At 68.3% G+C, this 17,562-nt stretch carries 15 protein-coding genes; 7 read left to right on the forward strand and 8 right to left on the reverse strand.

Annotated features, from left to right (window positions below; genetic code table 11):
• Positions 1-63 precede the first annotated feature (63 nt).
• Positions 64-471, forward strand: coding sequence for a DUF427 domain-containing protein (locus tag DPV79_RS38000; RefSeq protein WP_027791198.1), 408 nt, complete (start codon positions 64-66; stop codon positions 469-471).
• A 384-nt stretch (positions 472-855) separates the two neighbouring features.
• Complete coding sequence (locus DPV79_RS38005) at positions 856-1,848, forward strand: sulfonate ABC transporter substrate-binding protein (protein WP_060065589.1); 993 nt, start codon at positions 856-858, stop codon at positions 1,846-1,848.
• A gap of 39 nt (positions 1,849-1,887) precedes the next feature.
• Here DPV79_RS38005 and DPV79_RS38010 read toward each other — a convergent pair whose 3' ends face one another.
• On the reverse strand, positions 1,888-2,472 hold the full coding sequence (locus DPV79_RS38010; RefSeq protein WP_113047822.1) for a putative glycolipid-binding domain-containing protein: 585 nt from the start codon (positions 2,470-2,472) through the stop codon (positions 1,888-1,890).
• Positions 2,473-2,646: 174 nt separating this feature from the next.
• Between DPV79_RS38010 and DPV79_RS38015 the strand changes: the two genes are divergently transcribed.
• Complete coding sequence (locus DPV79_RS38015) at positions 2,647-3,555, forward strand: LysR family transcriptional regulator (RefSeq protein WP_113047823.1); 909 nt, start codon at positions 2,647-2,649, stop codon at positions 3,553-3,555.
• Between the two features lie 15 nt (positions 3,556-3,570).
• Here the strand turns inward: DPV79_RS38015 and potE are convergent, their stop codons facing one another.
• The 3 genes from potE to DPV79_RS38030 all read right to left on the reverse strand — a co-directional run bounded on the left by potE (position 3,571) and on the right by DPV79_RS38030 (position 7,782).
• A complete protein-coding gene (potE, locus tag DPV79_RS38020) occupies positions 3,571-4,956 on the reverse strand; it encodes a putrescine-ornithine antiporter (protein ID WP_021162888.1) in 1,386 nt (461 codons plus the stop codon).
• 118 nt (positions 4,957-5,074) lie between these two features.
• Positions 5,075-7,375, reverse strand: coding sequence for an Orn/Lys/Arg family decarboxylase (locus DPV79_RS38025; RefSeq protein ID WP_048026489.1), 2,301 nt, complete (start codon positions 7,373-7,375; stop codon positions 5,075-5,077).
• A gap of 200 nt (positions 7,376-7,575) precedes the next feature.
• Positions 7,576-7,782 carry a hypothetical protein gene (locus tag DPV79_RS38030; protein WP_244321875.1) on the reverse strand — a complete coding sequence of 69 codons (207 nt, stop codon included), beginning with the start codon at positions 7,780-7,782 and terminating at the stop codon, positions 7,576-7,578.
• A gap of 109 nt (positions 7,783-7,891) precedes the next feature.
• Here DPV79_RS38030 and DPV79_RS38035 point away from each other — a divergent pair, with 109 nt between their 5' ends.
• Complete coding sequence (locus DPV79_RS38035; protein ID WP_165843617.1) at positions 7,892-10,072, forward strand: ornithine decarboxylase; 2,181 nt, start codon at positions 7,892-7,894, stop codon at positions 10,070-10,072.
• Between the two features lie 96 nt (positions 10,073-10,168).
• Here the strand turns inward: DPV79_RS38035 and DPV79_RS38040 are convergent, their stop codons facing one another.
• From DPV79_RS38040 to DPV79_RS38050, 3 genes are all read right to left on the reverse strand, one after another.
• Complete coding sequence (locus DPV79_RS38040; protein WP_113047824.1) at positions 10,169-11,326, reverse strand: iron-containing alcohol dehydrogenase; 1,158 nt, start codon at positions 11,324-11,326, stop codon at positions 10,169-10,171.
• Positions 11,326-11,658, reverse strand: a complete 333-nt coding sequence (locus DPV79_RS38045; RefSeq protein WP_048026491.1) for a putative quinol monooxygenase — start codon at positions 11,656-11,658, stop codon at positions 11,326-11,328. Before DPV79_RS38045 ends, DPV79_RS38040 begins: the two co-directional genes overlap by 1 nt.
• A 227-nt stretch (positions 11,659-11,885) precedes the next feature.
• Positions 11,886-12,602, reverse strand: coding sequence for an SDR family oxidoreductase (locus tag DPV79_RS38050; RefSeq protein WP_113047825.1), 717 nt, complete (start codon positions 12,600-12,602; stop codon positions 11,886-11,888).
• Between the two features lie 133 nt (positions 12,603-12,735).
• On the opposite strand from DPV79_RS38050, the gene DPV79_RS38055 reads away from it, so the two are divergent.
• A complete protein-coding gene (locus DPV79_RS38055; RefSeq protein WP_113047826.1) occupies positions 12,736-13,731 on the forward strand; it encodes a LysR family transcriptional regulator in 996 nt (331 codons plus the stop codon).
• Positions 13,732-13,739: 8 nt separating this feature from the next.
• On the opposite strand, the gene DPV79_RS38060 is transcribed toward DPV79_RS38055, so the two are convergent.
• Complete coding sequence (locus DPV79_RS38060) at positions 13,740-14,477, reverse strand: SDR family oxidoreductase (RefSeq protein ID WP_113047827.1); 738 nt, start codon at positions 14,475-14,477, stop codon at positions 13,740-13,742.
• Positions 14,478-14,580: 103 nt separating this feature from the next.
• Between DPV79_RS38060 and DPV79_RS38065 the strand changes: the two genes are divergently transcribed.
• The gene (locus DPV79_RS38065) at positions 14,581-15,537 is read left to right on the forward strand and encodes a LysR family transcriptional regulator (RefSeq protein WP_113047828.1); all 957 of its coding nucleotides are present in this window, start codon (positions 14,581-14,583) and stop codon (positions 15,535-15,537) included.
• A gap of 150 nt (positions 15,538-15,687) precedes the next feature.
• The gene (locus DPV79_RS38070) at positions 15,688-17,076 is read left to right on the forward strand and encodes a nucleobase:cation symporter-2 family protein (RefSeq protein ID WP_042977444.1); all 1,389 of its coding nucleotides are present in this window, start codon (positions 15,688-15,690) and stop codon (positions 17,074-17,076) included.
• Positions 17,077-17,562: the final 486 nt, after the last annotated feature.

Genomic DNA, 17,562 nt, shown 5'->3' on the forward strand with positions numbered 1-17,562 from the left:
TCGTATCGGCTGGCCAACGCCGGCGCGCATCCCGTCGCGCCGCCGATTCCAGGAGGACACACCATGCCTGTCAGCCCCGATACGCCTGCCCGCCCGGTGAAGACGCCGGGCCCCGATCACCCGATCACGATCGAATCGCACCCGCGGCGGGTCGTGGTCAAGGCGGCCGGCCGGATCGTCGCCGACACGCGCCGTGCGCTGGCGCTGCGCGAAGCCGCCTACCCGGCCGTGCTGTACATCCCGCGCGAGGACGCCGACCTGACGCTGCTGCTGCGCACCGATCACGCGACCTACTGCCCGTACAAGGGCGACTGCGCGTACTACTCGATCCCGGTCGGCGGCGAACGCTCGGTCAATGCCGTCTGGACCTACGAGGCGCCCTATCCGGCCGTCGACGCGATCCGCGGGCATCTCGCGTTCTATCCGGATCGCGTCGATTCGATCGAGGAAAGCCCGACCGGCTCCGATTGAGCGTCGCGGCAGCGGTTCAGGCAGCGGCTCGTCGAACGCCGGGCGGCCACGCGTGTGAGGCGGCGATTTCTCCGGGGCGGCCTGCCATGCCGCGCTGTTCCGGCCGCGTTTTGGCCGCGGTTTGACCACGTTTCGGCTCGTCGCTGCGGGTTCCGGCTCGTCCCGGCGGGTTTTTGCACCGATCGCCGGAGCGAACGCCCGCAACGCGCCCACCGCTGATTTGCATATGCGCATTCGTTGGTTGGCCGCCGGTGCAGGCGGACGTATCGTCACGAGTCCGGCGCGGGCCGGCCCGTGGCGTGCAGCGCCCGCATCCGGCCCCGCCCTGCGCCGACCGCGTCGCCTTTCGCGCGCGGCCCGCTCCTTCGCCCGCAGGACGCCTCGATGAACGACACACCGCACGCAGACGTTGAACCGACACCGGCGAACCCGCATCGCCGCCAGTGGCTGCAAGGCGCGGCCGCCGGGCTGGCCGGGCTCGCGCTCGGCCCGCTCGCCGGCCTGCCCGCGCACGCGCAAGACAGCGGCACGCGGTTGCGCGTCGGCTTCCAGAAATACGGCAACTTCGTCGTGCTCAAGGCACGCGGCACGCTGGAAAAGCGGCTCGCGAGCCAGGGCGTCACGGTGCAATGGCTCGAATTTCCGGCCGGCCCGCAGTTGCTCGAGGGCCTGAACGCCGGCGCGATCGACGTCGGCACGGTCGGCGAGACGCCACCGATCTTCGCGCAGGCGGGCGGCGTCGATTTCGTCTACATCGGCAACGAGCCGCCCGCGCCGCAAGGCGAGGCGATCGTCGTGCTGCCCGATTCGCCGATCCGCAACGTCGCGCAGCTGCGCGGCAAGAAGGTGGCGTTCAACAAAGGCTCGAACGTCCACTACCTGCTCGTGAAGGCACTCGAACACGCGGGCCTGACGTATGCCGACATCCAGCCGATCTACCTGACGCCCGCCGACGCGCGCGCCGCGTTCGTGCAGCGCAACGTCGATGCGTGGGTGATCTGGGATCCGTACCTGGCCGCCGCCGAGCGGCAGATCGGCGCGCGCGTGATCGCGAACGGCGAAGGGCTCGTGCGCAATACGCAGTACTACCTCGCCGCACGAAAATACGCGGCCGCTCATCCGCAGGTGCTGCGCGCGCTGCTCGACGAAGTCGACGCGGTCGACCGCTGGGCACGCGACCATGTGGCGGAAGTCGCCGCGCAACTGTCGCCGCTCGTCGGCCTCGACGCGCCGACGCTCGAAGTCGCGCTCAAGCGCGCCGGTTATGGCGTGCAGCCGATCAGCGACGCGACGCTCGCGTATCAGCAGAACATCGCCGACGCGTTCAGCGCGCTGAAGCTGATTCCCGGCAAGCTGTCGGTGGCCAGCGCACGCTGATGCACTGCCGCCGCCGACGCACGGCGCGGCCCGCGTGCGTCAGCGCGCGGGAGCCGCGCCGATGCGTCGCCATTCGTCGTAGTCGGTGACGAGGCCCGCTTCGTCGATCGCGATATCGGCCGCATACGTGCCGCTTTCGTAGCGGTACACGTGCTCCGCCGTGCGGGTATAACGCTGCTCGCCGCGCACGAACTCGAATTCGGGAAAGCGCAGCCACGCGGTATGGATCACGGCCGCCTCGCCGACGGCCAGCCCGAGCCGCCGGATCGGCAACGTGTTCGTCGACGGGCTGAAACCGAGATCGATATCGGTCGCGCCCGCGAGCGCCGGTACGTCGACGCCGTCGATCGTCCAGCGCCCTGCGTCGCACGCGATATCCCGCTGCCGTGGCGGCTGCGTGCCGCCCCACTGCGTGATGCGTGCCGCGCGCGTGAGCCAGTCGGCACCGCACGAGATCGCGTAATCGACACGAAACGGCGCGCCGTCGATCGCGCCCGACACCGACCCCGACAAACCGATACCCGTTCGCGACTCGACGAGCCTGCACCATTCGGCCGCCTGCCAGGTCTGCACGATCTGCCATGCGACGCAGCGCGTGCGCACCGCTTCATCCTGTTGCGTCATGTCGTCGTCTCCAGTCGATCGCACGGAAGCCGATTGTCGCCCATCGCACCGGCGAACACACGCGGCCTGCGCAACCGATGGTCAGTATCGGGGCGCTCCACACCTTCATTCAGCCGTGCTTTGGTACCATCCGTCGATCGGCATCAACCGGAACCGGACAAGGGGCGCGACTTCATGGATTTGCTGGCGACGATGCGCATCTACGTCAGGGTCGTCGAGCGCGGCACGATGTCCGGCGCGGCACGCGATCTCGACATGGGCCAGCCGGCCGTCAGCGAGCGCATCGAACGGCTCGAGAAGCATCTCGGCACACGGCTCCTGATGCGCAGTGCGCGCACCCTCGTGTGCACGGAAGAAGGCCGGATCTTCTACGACCGCAGCAAGGCGCTGCTCGAAGCGGCCGACGATGCGGTCGCATCGGTCTCGAAGACGGAAACCGCGCTCGACGGCACGATCCGCCTCGCGGCGCCGCAATGCTTCGGCGAGGTCGTGCTGCCGGGCGTGCTGATGCATGTCCGCACCGCGTATCCGGGCCTGCACATCGATCTGGTCCTGAACGACGACATCGTCGATCCGGTCACGGAAGGCGTCGACATCTCGATCCGCGTCGGACAGCTCGGCGACGGCGGGTTCGTCGCGCACCCGGTCGGCGCGGTGGGCCGCCGGCTCGTCGCCGCGCCGTCGTATCTCGACCGGTGCGGCCCGATCGACACGGCGGCCGATCTGGCCAACCATCCGTTCATCCGCGTGAAAGGCGTCTTCGCGAGCGAACGGCTGCCCGTGCAGCACGACGGCGGCCCGCTCGAATACGCGCGCATCCGCACGATCATGACGACGAGCCACTGGCGGCCGATGTTCGACACGATCGCGGCGGGCGGCGGCATCGGCGTGGTCCAGCACCCGGCCTGCGCCGACGCGCTCGCGGCCGGCACGCTCGTCGAGCTCCTGCCGCGCTACACGATTCCCGACTTCGCGCTCAACGTGCTCGTCCACGCGCAGCGGCCGCTGCCGCCGCGCGTGCGGGCCGTCGTCGACCTGCTGAAGCAGGACATCCCGCCGCTGCTGGCCCGCGCCGCCCGCTGACGACGGCAGCCGCCGTCAAGCCTGCAGCGACTTCCCCGGCTCCTTCACGTGCGCGTCGACTTCCATCTGGTAGAAGCGCGCGCTGACGAAACCGAACAGCGTCCAGCCCAGGAACACGCACAGGCCGCCGAGCATCAGCGCCTGCTCGCCCGAGCTGAACAGCGCATAGAAGCTGTACGCGGTAGCCACCATCGCGATCACGTTCGTCAGCAGCGCCTTCGCCGGCGGCACCTTCGCGACCTTCTGGATCGTGATCAGCGCGGCCATCGACATCACGTAAGGCACGAGGTTCGTGACGACGGCCAGATCGACGATCTTCTGGAACTGGCTGCTCAGTTCCGGGCTGATCGTCATCAGCGCGAGCGCGACCTGCGCGACGAGCAGGATCACCATCCCGACGATCGGCGTGCCGGTGCGGGTCGCCTTCGCGAACACCGGCAGGAAATAACCGACGTCCGCCGAACTCTTGAACACCTGCGCGACCGTGAACTGCCAGCCGAGCAGCGAGCCGATGCACGCGATCACCATCAGCGCGGTGACGATCGTGCCGACCGTCGGCGTGAACATCGTCGCGAACGCGATGCCGAACGGCGCGTTCGACTTCGCGAGGATCGCATTGGGCACGATCCCCGCGATCACGTTGGTCGACACGATGTAGAAGATCGCCGACGCGATCGTGCCGCCGAGCACGGCGATCGGCACGTTGCGCTCCGGATTCTCGACCGCGTCCGAGTTCGCGCACGCGGATTCGAGCCCGAGGAACGCCCACAGCGTCACCGCGATCGAGCTGCTGACGGCCGGCCCGAACGGCAGGTTGTTCGGATTCCACGCGGCGCCCCAGGTCGCACCGCTGAACCAGAACCAGCCGATCAGCGACACGGCGACGACCGGAATGATCACGCCCCACACGGTCACCGCGCCGATCCGGCCGGTGATACGCGAGCCGCCGAAGTTCGCGACCGTCGTGAGCACGAGCAGGAAGATCGTCCACAGGCCGGTTTGCAGCGGCGACAGCGTCGCGTCGAACAGCACGGTGCCGTAGCCGACTGCCGTCACGCCGATCGCGACGTTGGCGATCACCAGCGACAGCCCGTATGTGTAGTTCGCCATGTAGTTGCCGGCCTTGCCGAACGCGTATTCCGCGTAGCCGCCCATCCCGCCCGGCTTGCGGCTCAGCATGCCGCAGCGCGCGAACGCATAGGCCAGCGCGAGCGAGCCGCCGGCCGTGACGATCCACGACAGCAGCGAGATCGTGCCGACCTGCGCGAGCTTCGACGGCAGCAGGATGATGCCGGAGCCCATCATGTTGACCGCCGTGAGGATGGTCAGCTGCCAGACGTTCATCCGGTTCTTCGGCGCGGCCGCCGTGGCCGCGTCGGACATGCGCGCTGCGTTTTCCATGATGTCGATCCTTCGATGTGAGGCCGCCGCGCGGCCGGTCGCCTGCTCGCGTGTTCGCGTGTTCGCGTGTTCGCGTGTTCGCCTGCTCGCGGGTTGCCCCGTTCGCTCGGCCGGATGCTCAGGCCGTCAGGCAGTACACGCGGTACGTGCCGTCCTCGACTTCCACGCCGTGGGTGTCGTGGGCGAACCCCGGGAAGCGCCGGTCATACGCCTCGAGCGCCTTCAGGTAACCGAGCACCGGGCCGCCGGCCGGCCCCGCGTTCTCGCCGGGCATCAGCAGCGGAATGCCCGGCGGATACGGCACGACGCCGGTGGCGACCGTGCGCCCGGCCAGCTCCTCGAGCGTGACCTGCTCGACGCGGCCCTGCACCAGGTGCTCGTACGCGCGCACCGGGCTCATCTCCGGCTTCGGCAGGATCGAGAAGGCTTCCGACATCAGCCGCGTCGTGCCGAGCTGCTCCATCGCCGCGAACATCGTGTCGGCCAGGTCCTTCAGCCCCATGCCCGCATAGCGCGAACCATGCGCCTTCGCGAGCGACGGAATCGCCATGTCGAGCGGCAGGTTCGCGTCGTAGTCGCGCTTGAAGTCGCACAGCGCGCTGACGAGCGAGCCCCACTTGCCTTTCGTGATGCCGATCGAGAACAGGAACAGGATCGTGAAGTCGGTCGTCTTCTCGACGACGATCCCGCGCGCATCGAGATACGCGGTCAGAACGCTCGCCGGAATGCCGACCGGCATCAGGCCGCCGGCCGGCGCGACACCCGGCGTGACGATCGACACCTTGATCGGATCGAGCATGCAGTAGCCGTCCTCGATGTTGCCGAAGCCGTGCCATTGCGCGCCGGGGCGCAGCACCCAGCACGACGGATCGCTCGCGAGCAGCTCGGGCGGCGCATCGTGGAACGGGAGCGTGCGGCCCGTGCGCGTCTCGAGCACGGTGTCCGGTTGCCAGCATTCGAAGAACCAGTCGCCTTTCGCGCCGAACTCGCTGTTCATTCGCGCGATCATCTGCCGGAACGCGACGGCCTCCTCGATCGACTCGTGCGTGAGCGCCGCGCCGCCGGGGCCGTCCATCATCGCGGCCGCGACGTCGTTCGACGCGATGATCGCGTAGTTCGGCGACGTCGACGCGTGCATCATGAATGTTTCGTTGAACTGGCCATGCGGGATCGGATTGCGGCCGTCGCGCACGTGGATGTACGACGCCTGCGACAGCGCGGTCAGCAGCTTGTGTGTCGACTGCGTCGCGAACACCGTCGGGCGGTCCGCATGGTGGTCGCGCGGGTCGCCGTGCATCGCGTGGCGATCGCGGTAGAGCGGATTGAAACGCGCGTAGCCATACCAGGCCTCGTCGAAATGCAATCGATCGACGCTCGCGCCGAGCAGCTCCTCGACGCGCGCGACGTTGTAGCACAGGCCGTCGTACGTCGAGTTGGTGACGATCGCATGCTTCGGCTGGCGATCGGCGAGCCCGGCCGTGAGCGGGTTCGACGCGATCGCCTCGCGGATCGCCGTCTGCGTGAGGCGCTCGGACGCGATCGGCCCGATGATCCCGTAGCGGTTGCGCGTCGGCACGAGGTAGGTCGGGATCGCACCGGACATCGTCATCGCGTGTTCGGCCGACTTGTGGCAGTTGCGGTCGCACAGCGCGATCTGGTCGCGGCTCACGCTCGCCATCAGGATGATGCGGTTCGACGTCGACGAGCCGTTCGTCACGTGATACGTGCGATGCGCGCCGAACACGCGTGCCGCGTAGCGCTCGCTCTCGCCGATCGGCCCCGAGTGGTCGAGCAGCGAACCGAGCTCGCCGACCGAGATCGACAGGTCGGAACGGAACAGCGCTTCGCCGAAGTATTCGAAGAACGCGCGGCCCACCGGCGATTTCAGGAAACCCGTGCCGCCCGTGTGGCCGGGTGTATGCCACGAGTATTCGTAGACGCGCGAGAATTTCGCGAGCGCGCCGAACATCGGCGGCAGCACGGTGGCGCGATAGCGTTCGATCGCCGCATGGATGCGCCCGCCGATGAAGTCGGCGGTATCTTCGAGCAGCCACACGAAATCGTCGACCTGGCCCATCACCGCGGACGGCACCGTCGATGCGACGCTGCGGTCGGCCAGCAGGAAGATCGGCACCTTGCCGTTGCGATGGCGGACCGCGTCGAGCACGGCCTCGGACGGCCCGTGGCCGTCCACGCCGAGATCCCAGTCGAGCAGCACGCACTGGATCGACGGATCGGAGCGGATCAGCATGATCGCATCGTCGGCCGAGGTTGCCGTGAGCACGTCGATGTCGCGCTGTGCGAGCTCCGCGCTCAGCGTGCGGACCGCGCGCCCGGTCGCCGTTTCCTGCGTGATCTCGTCGTCGACCAGAAGCGCGCGCATGCCGAGACGACGAATGCCACCGACGGACGTATTCATGTTGTTGCCCTCGTTGTTCCGATGCTTCGTTAGTGTGATCCGTCTCACGAGCACGCGGACAGCAGGCCACGGGCCGCGGCGTGAGACGCTCGCCAATCCGGTTTGATTCGCCATCCAATTCGGAGCCGACTATGCCATAGATGCCTTTTGATGAAAAGCAGACGATTCGGTGAAACTGTCGGCCATTTTCAAATCGCATTTCACGCCCGGTTCATTTTGATGTGCATTGCAACACGCGCATTCCCGATGATTCGATTGTTTTCATCCGGCAGCCGGATCGGCGATTCCGGTCGATTGAATTCGCACGGTTTTGTTGCTACGATCGGCTGCGCCGTGCGTTGACCGGCGGCGGCTGCGCGGCGCCGCGCAAGGCTTCTTCGCACGGCGCGCCGTGCGTGATTCGGCATTCAGCATTCGCGGGAGCATTTCAATCGGCTGCGGCGCGTGCCGGATTATGCGGATTACGCGCCCGTGCGAATGCGGCTCCCGTTTGAGCACATTTACGGGAGAATTCGCGTGAGCCTGTTGAAAATCGCAGTCGAGCCGGCGCTGATCGGCGCCTACCTCACCACGCATGAACAGGTCGATGTATTTCAGACTGATTTCACGAATATCGCGGCAATCGTGGTCGGAATCGATTCGGCGCAACAGGTGCTGAAAACCGTCGAACGGACCGGGTTCGCGATTCCGTTCTTCGTCGCGGTCGAGCCCGGCCAGGAAGTGCCGCCGTCGGTCCTGCCGAGCGCGAGCGGCGTGATCCAGCTCCGTCATGGCGGCCGCCACTACTACGGCCGGCAGATCTCCGCCGCCGCCGACATCTACAGCGACAACCTGTTGCCGCCGTTCTTCAAGGTGATGCGCGAATACGTGCAGCGCGGCTATGTGGAGTTCGACTGCCCCGGCCATCAAGGCGGCCAGTTCTTCTCGAATCATCCGCTCGGCCGGATGTTCTTCGACTTCTTCGGCGAGACGATCTTTCGTGCCGACCTCTGCAACGCGGATGTCCGGCTCGGCGACCTGCTGATCCACGAAGGCCCCGCGCTGGAAGCGCAGCGCAATGCCGCGCGGATCTACAACGCGGACAAGACGTATTTCGTGCTGAACGGCACGTCGACGTCGAACAAGGTCGTCACGAGCGCACTGCTCGCCCCCGACGATCTCGTGCTGTTCGACCGCAACAACCACAAGTCGGTGCATCTCGGCGCGCTCGTGCTGTCGGGCGCGCGCCCGGTCTACCTCGAAACCGCGCGCAACGCGTGGGGCCTCATCGGCGGCGTCGACAGCGCGGCGCTCGACGAGGCGCGCATTCGCGACGCGATCCGCGACGTCGCGCCGGAGCGCGCCGACCGGCCGCGCCCGTTCCGGCTCGCGGTGATCCAGCTCGGCACCTACGACGGCACGATCTACAACGCGCGCGAGATCGTCGACCGGATCGGGCATCTGTGCGACTACATCCTGTTCGATTCGGCGTGGGTCGGCTACGAGCAGTTCATCCCGATGATGCAGGACTGCTCGCCGCTGATGCTCGCGCTCGGCCCCGACGATCCCGGCATCTTCGTCACGCAGTCGGTGCACAAGCAGCAGGCCGGCTTCTCGCAGACGTCGCAGATCCACAAGAAGGACAGCCACATCGAAGGCCAGAAACGCTTCTGCGATCACCGGCGCTTCAACAACGCGTACATGATCCATGCGTCGACGAGCCCGTTCTACCCGATGTTCGCGGCGCTCGACGTCAACGCGCAGATGCACGCGGGCCCGGCCGGCAAGCGCCTGTGGCGCGACTGCGTCGCGCACGGCGTCGACGCGCGCAAGCTGCTGCTCAAGACCTGCCGCCAGATCCGTCCGTTCGTGCCGCAGAACGTCGACGGCCGCCCGTGGGCCGACTACCCGACCGAGCAGATCGTCGACGACCTGCGCTTCTTCCGCTTCCACCCGGCCGACACCTGGCACGGCTTCGAGGGTTATGCGGACGACCAGTATTTCGTCGACCCGTGCAAGCTGCTGCTGACGACACCCGGCATCGATCGCGATACGCACGAGTACGCGCCGTTCGGCGCGCCGGCGCCGATCCTCGCGCGCTACCTGCGCGAGCACGGCGTCGTGCCCGAGAAGGCCGACCTGTACACGATCCTGTTCCTGCTCACGCCGTCGGAAAGCTTCGGCAAGCTGCAGCACCTGATCGCGCACCTCGCGCAGTTCGAACGGCATCTCGACCAGGACACGCCGCTGCGCGAAGCGATTCCGTCGCTGTGCGAAGCGTATCCGGAGCTGTACGGCAACATGCGCCTGCGGCAGCTGTGCCAGCGGATGCACGACTTCTACCGCAGCCACGACATGAAGCATCTGCAGAAGCTGATGTTCCGGCGCGCACGATTTCCGAAGCAGGCGATGCTGCCGCAGGCCGCGAACGCCGAGCTGATCCGCAACAACGTCGAACTCGTCACGCTCGATCGCATCGAAGGCCGGATCGCGACGGAAGGCGCGCTGCCCTATCCGCCCGGCATCTTCTGCGTGGTGCCCGGCGAAGTCTGGGGCGGCCCGGCGCTCGACTACTTCCGCGCGCTCGAAGCCGGGATCAACGCGCTGCCGGGTTTCGAGCCGGAAATCCAGGGCGTCTATCTGCAAACGCAGCCGGACGGCACGAAACAGGCGTCGGCGTACGTGGTGGCGGCCGGCGCCGACGCGTCGAGCGCATAACCCGGCGGGCAGTGCGGCAGCTGTGCTTCGGGACTGCCGGACAGCGCGGGCATCGTGACGTGAATGCGTGGCGGGCGGCGCGCCGCGCCCGCCCCGTCACCACGCCCGCCGGTAAATCTCCAGCGCGTCTGCTTCCGTCACCTCGCGCGGATTGTTCACGAGCAGGCGCGTCTGCAGCATCGCGTCCGATGCCATCCTCGGCAGGTCGCCCTCGCCGATACCGACCTCGCGCAGCGTGCGCGGAATGCCCGTCGCGGCGATCAGCCGGTCGATCTCGCCGATCAGCGCGTGCGTACGCGCTTCGTCGCTGCCCGTCGCCGACGGCGCGACGATCGCCGCGAGTTCCGCATACAGCGGTGCGGCGGCCGGTGCGTTGAAACGCAGCACGTGCGGCAGCACGAGCGCATTCGACAGCCCGTGCGGCACATGGAAGATCCCGCCGACCGGATAGGCCAGCGCGTGCACGGCGGCGACCGGCGCATTCGCGAACGCCTGCCCCGCGAACATAGCGCCGACCAGCATCGCCTCGCGCGCGTGGCGGTCGTGGCCGTCGTCGCACGCTGCGAGCAGGTTGCGCGACAGCAGCGTCAGCGCGTGCACGGCCAGCATGTCGGACACCGGGTTCTTCAGCCGCGCGGACGTGTAGGCCTCGATCGCATGCACCATCGCGTCGATGCCCGTCGCGGCCGTCGCCGCGCGCGGCAGGCCGAGCGTCAGTTCGGCGTCGAGGATCGCGACATCGGCGAACAGGTGCGGCGACACGACGCCCATCTTGCGCGCCTCGCCGACCGTGACGATCGACACGGCCGTCACTTCGGAACCCGTGCCGGCCGTCGTCGGCATCTGCACGAGCGGCAGCCGCGCGCTCGTGACCTTGTCGACACCGTACATGTCGGCCAGCGCCTGCTGCCCGGGCACGAGCACCGCGATCAGCTTCGCGACGTCCATCGACGATCCGCCGCCCAGGCCGAGCACGATCTCGGCGTCGGCCGCGACGGCCCGCTCGGTCGCGTCCAGCACCACGTGCTCGGGCGGATCGGCGATCACGTCGTCGATCACGGTGACCTGCCAGCCGTGCGCGGCGAGGCTCTCCAGCGCCGGCGCGAGCACGCCGCTGCGATGCAGGAACGCATCGGTGACGACGCACAGCCGCACGAGCGCCGGAAAGCGTTCACGCAACAACGCGCCGAGCCGGCGCGCGGCGCCGAATTCGACGACCTGCGTCGGCACGGTACGGAATTGAAACGGGTTCATCAGGCGCCTCCCGGCGACGTCGCCGTGCCGGTGTCCGGCTGCACCATGAAGCGCAACACGTCGCGGCGATCGAGCAACGGAAAGATCGCGCCGACACCGATCCGCTGGAAATGCGGCGTATCCCGATGCACGTCGAGGCCGTCCGCGTAGCGGTAGCGTTCGAGGATCACGATGTGGTCGGGGTCCTCCGCCGACCGGAAATACGCGTAGTCGAGGTTCTGCGGCTCGGTGCGCGTCGCCGGCGCCAGTTCCGCGAGCAGTTCGAGCACGCGGTCGCCGTTGCCGGGTTTGGCGAAGAAATGCGCGATGACCTGCAGGTAGGGTTCGTTCATGTTGCGCTCCGTGTTCGACTGGGGGCCGTCACGACGGGGACGCACACGATGCGCGGCGAACCGGGGGATTCGAACGCGACGGCGCAACGCCGTGTCACTGGCTTGTCGTCGCATTGTATTGAATCCGCACGGTCTTCGCAGAGCCGGCATCGGGCCGCAAAAGGCCCGGCGAAACCCGTGCCCCGATCACGAGGCGGCGGATCGCAGCGGGGAGCCCGCCGTGACGATTACCACGGCACCGTGCGCCCCAGATAGTCGAGATACTCGAGCCCCGGGCGCGCCCGCTTGGCGACCAGCACGTCGACGAGGCTCGGCACGCTTTCCTCGATCGTCAGGCGCGCATCCGGCCCGCCCAGCTCCGTGCGGACCCAGCCGGGTGCCATCAGCGCCATCGCACGCCGCGTATCGGCCTGGCGCGCCGCGAAGCTGCGCATGAACTGGTTCAGCGCGGCCTTGCTGCCGCGATAGACCTCGCGCATCCCGCTGACGTTGTTCGCGACGCTGCCCTGCCCCGACGACATCGCACCGATCAGGCCGTCCGCGGTCACGCGATCCTGCAGCGTCTCGATCACGCGCATCGGCGCCAGCGCATTCGTGACCATCACGCGCACGAACTCGTCGGTCGTCACTTCGCCGATCGTTTCGGTCGGCTCGTTCGTCGTTCCCGCATTCACGAACAGCATGTCGAAGCGCCGGCCCGACAGCCGCTCGCGCAGCGCCGCCAGTTGCGCCGGCTCGCAGATGTCGAGCGTCTCGATGTCGAGCCGGCCGTCGAACCGGTCGGCAAGATCGTGCAGCCGCGTGCGCCCCGCTCCTTCCCGCACGGTGCCCGTGACGCTCCAGCCCTTGCCCAGGAATTGCTCCGCCATCGCGAGCCCGAGGCCGCGCGAGGCCGCGACGAGCAGGATCGTCGGTGCGTTTTTACTCGATACAGTCGATTGCATGGTGTCCGCCTTTGCCGGGTTGCGTCATGCAGCCACTATAGGTGCGCATCCCGACAGGCGCCAGACGCACCCGACTCAAACCATAGTTGCACCGAACGCCATGTCACATCGTCCGGTGGCGTATCCTGTCGCCATGGAAGACATCGACCTGAACCTCGTCACCGCGCTCGACGTGCTGCTGTCGGAAGGCAGCGTGACCGGCGCCGCGCGCCGGCTTGGCCTGAGCACGTCCGCGATGAGCCGCACGCTCACGCGGCTGCGGGTGTCCACCGGCGATCAGCTGCTCGTGCGCGCCGGGCGCAAGCTCGTGCCGACGCCGCACGCAGCCGCGTTGCGCGACCGCGTGCACGCGCTCGCAACCGATGCGCGCGCGGTGCTGCGGCCGGCAACGGCCGACGTGGATCTGGCGACGCACGCGTCCACGTTCACCATCCGCGCGGCCGCATCGTTCATGGAAATGCTGTCCGGCCCGGTGGTCGCCGCACTCGGCGAAATCGCGCCGCAGGTGCGCATCCGCTTCGTCCCGAAACCCGACCGCGATCCGCAAGCGCTGCGCGACGGCGCCGTCGATCTGGAAATCGGCAAACGCGGCGACGATGCCCCCGAACTGCACACACGCATGCTGTTTCACGACTGGCACGTCGCGGTGGCACGCGCCGGGCATCCGCTGTTCGCATCGGGCAGGATCACGCCCGCGCGTTATGCGGCCTGCCGTCACGTGATCGCGTCGCAGCTCGGCGATTTCGGCGGGCCGGTCGACGACCCGGCCGGCGGGGCCGGCCAGGGCGACACCGTGCGCGTCGTCGTACCGGGCTACCCCGATGCGATGCGTGTCGCGGCCAGCACCGACCTGATCGCGCTCGTGCCGCGCTCGAGCCTCGGCAACGCGTTCTCGCCTGGGCTTACGGACGCCCTCGGGCTGCGCAGCTTCGAGATCCCGGTGCGCCTGCCCGGGATCCTCGTTTCCGCGCTGTGGCATCCGCGCATGCACGGCGACCCCGTGCATCGCCGTCTGCGCGATGCGGTCATCGCCGTCTGCCAGCGCGCGTATCCGGATTCCCGCACACCGCACACATCGCACACATCACGCCCGCCGGCACGCCGCACCGGCCCGCGCGCCGCAGGCTGACACGCGGTTCAGACCAGCCGGCCGCCGCCGTCGATGTGCAGGATCTCGCCGTTCATGAAGCCGTTGCCCAGCAGGAACGCGATCGCCTCCCCCACTTCATCGGCGCGCCCGACCCGGCCGCCGGGCAAAGCCGACGCCGCACCCGCGAGAATCGTGTCGCGCGCTTCCGCGCCGAACGCGTCGTAGAGCGGCGTCTCGACGAAGCCGGGCGCGACGACGTTCACGCGAATCGGCTTCAGTTCCAGCGCGAGCGACTGCGCCAGCGCCTCGACGCCGCGCACGGCGGCGGCAATGACGGACGTGCCGTGGGCGGCCGGACGATCCGACAGTTGCCCGCCGGTCAGCACGATCGAGCCGGTTGCCGGCATCAGCGGCAACGCGGCCCGGATCGCGTAGACCGGCCCGGCGATACGTTCCTGCAGCGCGGCGAGCAGGTGATCGGGATCGGTCTCGTTCAGCTTGCCCGCAATGAACCGGCCGGCCGTGACGACCAGGTGATCGACGCGCGTGAGCGAGTCGAATACGGCCTGCACCGCCTGCCGGTCCGCGATGTCGGCCACCGCGATGCGCGCGCCGCCGATCGCTTGCGCGGCGGCCTCGAGCTTCGCGCGGGTCCGGCCGACCAGCGTGACGCTCGCGCCTTTCGCCTTCGCGGCGGCCGCGGCATCGAGGCCGATTCCGGAGCTTCCGCCGAATACCACGACGTGCGCACCGTCCAGTGCCGAAGATTGCGTTGCCTCGTTCATGTCGACTCCTCGTCAGGGATTGAAGGTTCGCGAACGTTAGGTCATTCTCCATTGCGCAGGAACGTGGGAGACTTGAATAAGGTTCATTCCCGAAAGGAATAAGATGGAATCGCTGCGATCCATGCGCGTGTTCGTCCGAGCCATCGAGCTCGGCAATTTCTCGGCGGTCGCGCGCGAGGAAGGCACCGGCCAGCCGACGATCAGCAAGATCGTCGCCGCGTTCGAAAAGGAACTGGGCGTCCGCCTGCTCGAACGCTCGACCACGAGCCTCGCGCCCACCGACGAAGGCCGCCGGTTCTACGATCGCTGCAAGCGCGTGATCGACGAATACGCGAGCGCGGTGGCCGAGGTGCGCGGGCAAACGGTGCGGCCGGTCGGCAAGCTGGTCGTCAATGCGCCGCTGGGGCTGGGCGAGCTGAGGCTGAATGCGCTCGTGCTCGAATTCCTCGCCGCATGGCCGGAGATCGAGGTCGAGCTGCAATTGACCGATCGCGTGATCGATCTGGTCGAAGAAGGCGTCGACGTCGCCATTCGCCTCGGCCACCTGCTGCCGCCGGATGTCGTGGCGCGCCCCATCGCGTCGTCGCCCCGCCTGCTCGTCGCCACGCCGAAGTACGTCGCGCAGGCACCGAGGCTCCGCCGGCCGGAAGACCTGGCTCGGCACGAGTACGTCGGCTACGCACGCGCGGACATCGGCAACGAACTGGCATTCGCCCGCGGCGACGAGCAGGTCGCCGTTCCGGTGCGCGGCCGGTATCGCGTAAACAGCTCGATGGCGCTGCGGGAATGCTTTCTCGCCGGGAACGCGGTGGGCAGCGGGCCGGCGTGGCTGGTTCAGGACCTGATCGACAGCGGTCAACTCGTCCGGTTGCTGCCGAAGTGGGACATGGTGCCGCCGCATGCGCTGCACCTCGTGTATGCGTCGCGCCGGTATCTGCCGCTCAGGACCCGCACGTTCCTGCAGTTCATGGAGCAGCGGATTCCCGGGCTGCCCGGGTTCCATGCGACGACCGCCGCGACCGCCAACCCGGCCGCGCGCGCATCGCGGCAGCCCCGCTGACCGGCGGGCCTCGCGGTCACGGGCGCCCGGGTGCCGATCCGCCACCGTTTTCCCGATCCGCCGAATTCCCGCTATTGCGGCGCCCCCGGCGGCGGCGGCAGGCCGTTCGGCTAAAATGCCGCACTTTCCACCTTGTCCGGCCCGCTCGCCATGCAACCCGCCTCCTCCGCCCAACCCGCCGCCCATGGCGCCGACGCCGCAGGTGCGGCCCGCGACCTCGTCTACGGCCCGAACGACCGGCCGGCGCCGATGGTCGCCTTCATCGCAGCGCTGCAGCACCTGCTGGCGATCATCGTGCCGATCGTCACGCCCGGCCTGCTGATCTGCCAGGCGCTCGGCGTGTCCAGCCGCGATACGACCCTCATCGTGTCGATGTCGCTGGTGATTTCCGGCATCGCCACCTTCGTCCAGTGCAAGCGCTTCGGCCCGCTGGGCGCCGGCCTGCTGATCGTCCAGGGCACCAGCTTCAACTTCGTCGGCCCGCTGATCGCCGGCGGCAGCCTGATGGTCAAGCAAGGCACGCCGGTCGAAACCGTGATGGCCGCGATCTTCGGCGTCGTGATTGCCGGATCGTTCGTCGAAATGGGCGTGTCGCGCATCCTGCCGTTCGTGAAGCGCCTGATCACGCCGCTCGTCACCGGCATCGTCGTGCTGCTGATCGGCCTCACGCTGATCAAGGTCGGCCTCATCAGCATGGGCGGCGGCTTCGGCGCGATGGCCAACGGCACCTTCGCGAGCGCGGAGAACCTGACGCTGTCGGGCCTCGTGCTCGGCACGATCATCCTGCTGAACCGCGTGCCGATCGTGTGGGTGCGCAGCACCGCGCTCGTCATCGCGCTCGTCATCGGTTATCTCGCGGCCGCGTTCCTCGGCCGCCTCGACTTCACCGGCATGCACCAGGCCGCGCTGTTCCAGGTCCCGACGCCGCTGCACTTCGGCATCGGCTTCTCGTGGTCGCTGTTCGTGCCGATGCTGATCATCTACCTCGTCACGTCGCTCGAAGCGATCGGCGACGTGACAGCCACCAGCAAGATCTCGAACGAGCCGGTCGAAGGGCCGGTGTGGATGCAGCGGATCAAGGGCGGCGTGCTCGTCAACGGCGCGAACTCGCTGCTGGCCGGTGTGTTCAACACGTTTCCGAGCTCGGTGTTCGCGCAGAACAACGGCGTGATCCAGATCACCGGCGTCGCGAGCCGCCACGTCGGCATCTGGATCGCGGGCATGCTCGTGGTGCTCGGCCTGTTCCCGGTCGTCGCCGGCGTGCTGCAGGCCGTGCCGGAACCCGTGCTCGGCGGCGCGGCGATGGTGATGTTCGGCGCGGTGGCCGCATCGGGCATCAACATCCTCGCGGGCGTCCAGCTCGATCGCCGCGCGCTGCTGATCATCGCGGTGTCGCTCGCGCTCGGCCTCGGCGTGTCGCAGGTGCCGGACATCCTCAACAGCCTGCCGCACGCGCTGAAGAACGTGCTGGAATCGGGCGTGGCGACGGGCGGCATCTGCGCGCTCGTGATGAACTGGTTCCTGCCGGAAAAGAAGTAAGCGGATGAGCCCCACGACGCGCGGTACGCCTGACGGGCCGCACCGCGCGTCGTACCGGCCGGCATCCGCGGCGCCCGGTGCGGGCAACGCAATCGGCGTATCGCCAACCGGCCGACTCCGCTCGCGCCACCCGTTGCCCCGATTCCACGCGGCGCCGCGGCGCGCCTGGAACCGCTCGGCCGCTGTCGCCGGCATCACCGGTTCCCGTACGAACGCCGCATCGGAGAATTGAAGCAGCGTACGCACGACAGCCACCACGTCGTGAACCGGCAGCAGCCCGCCATCGCAAGGGCGTCCGGCGCGGCACAAGCCACCAGCCACCCCCCACGAAACGCACACGCCGAACTGCGCTTTCAGCGTACCCCGGGTTTATCGACCCCGTGTCGGCGGCGATCAAAGGTCAAACTCGGTCATGCCGCCTTGGCCGATCAATTTGGGCTGGTTAGAATCACGACATGCCCCGCGCCCCTGCCCCCAACCTGTCTC

The organism is Burkholderia reimsis (assembly GCF_003294055.1).
Taxonomy (GTDB): domain Bacteria; phylum Pseudomonadota; class Gammaproteobacteria; order Burkholderiales; family Burkholderiaceae; genus Burkholderia; species Burkholderia cepacia.

Excerpts from the sequence above, each read along its gene's own strand:
- DPV79_RS38015 (WP_113047823.1), top strand. The coding sequence starts at position 2,647 with ATGGATTTGCTGGCGACGATGCGCATCTACGTCAGGGTCGTCGAGCGC.
- DPV79_RS38060 (WP_113047827.1), bottom strand. The coding sequence starts at position 14,477 with ATGAACGAGGCAACGCAATCTTCGGCACTGGACGGTGCGCACGTCGTG.
- DPV79_RS38000 (WP_027791198.1), top strand. The coding sequence starts at position 64 with ATGCCTGTCAGCCCCGATACGCCTGCCCGCCCGGTGAAGACGCCGGGC.
- potE (WP_021162888.1), bottom strand. The coding sequence starts at position 4,956 with ATGGAAAACGCAGCGCGCATGTCCGACGCGGCCACGGCGGCCGCGCCG.
- DPV79_RS38045 (WP_048026491.1), bottom strand. The coding sequence starts at position 11,658 with ATGAACGAACCCTACCTGCAGGTCATCGCGCATTTCTTCGCCAAACCC.
- DPV79_RS38065 (WP_113047828.1), top strand. The coding sequence starts at position 14,581 with ATGGAATCGCTGCGATCCATGCGCGTGTTCGTCCGAGCCATCGAGCTC.
- DPV79_RS38010 (WP_113047822.1), bottom strand. The coding sequence starts at position 2,472 with ATGACGCAACAGGATGAAGCGGTGCGCACGCGCTGCGTCGCATGGCAG.
- DPV79_RS38050 (WP_113047825.1), bottom strand. The coding sequence starts at position 12,602 with ATGCAATCGACTGTATCGAGTAAAAACGCACCGACGATCCTGCTCGTC.
- DPV79_RS38055 (WP_113047826.1), top strand. The coding sequence starts at position 12,736 with ATGGAAGACATCGACCTGAACCTCGTCACCGCGCTCGACGTGCTGCTG.
- DPV79_RS38005 (WP_060065589.1), top strand. The coding sequence starts at position 856 with ATGAACGACACACCGCACGCAGACGTTGAACCGACACCGGCGAACCCG.
- DPV79_RS38070 (WP_042977444.1), top strand. The coding sequence starts at position 15,688 with ATGCAACCCGCCTCCTCCGCCCAACCCGCCGCCCATGGCGCCGACGCC.
- DPV79_RS38030 (WP_244321875.1), bottom strand. The coding sequence starts at position 7,782 with ATGCCGAATCACGCACGGCGCGCCGTGCGAAGAAGCCTTGCGCGGCGC.
- DPV79_RS38040 (WP_113047824.1), bottom strand. The coding sequence starts at position 11,326 with ATGAACCCGTTTCAATTCCGTACCGTGCCGACGCAGGTCGTCGAATTC.
- DPV79_RS38025 (WP_048026489.1), bottom strand. The coding sequence starts at position 7,375 with ATGAATACGTCCGTCGGTGGCATTCGTCGTCTCGGCATGCGCGCGCTT.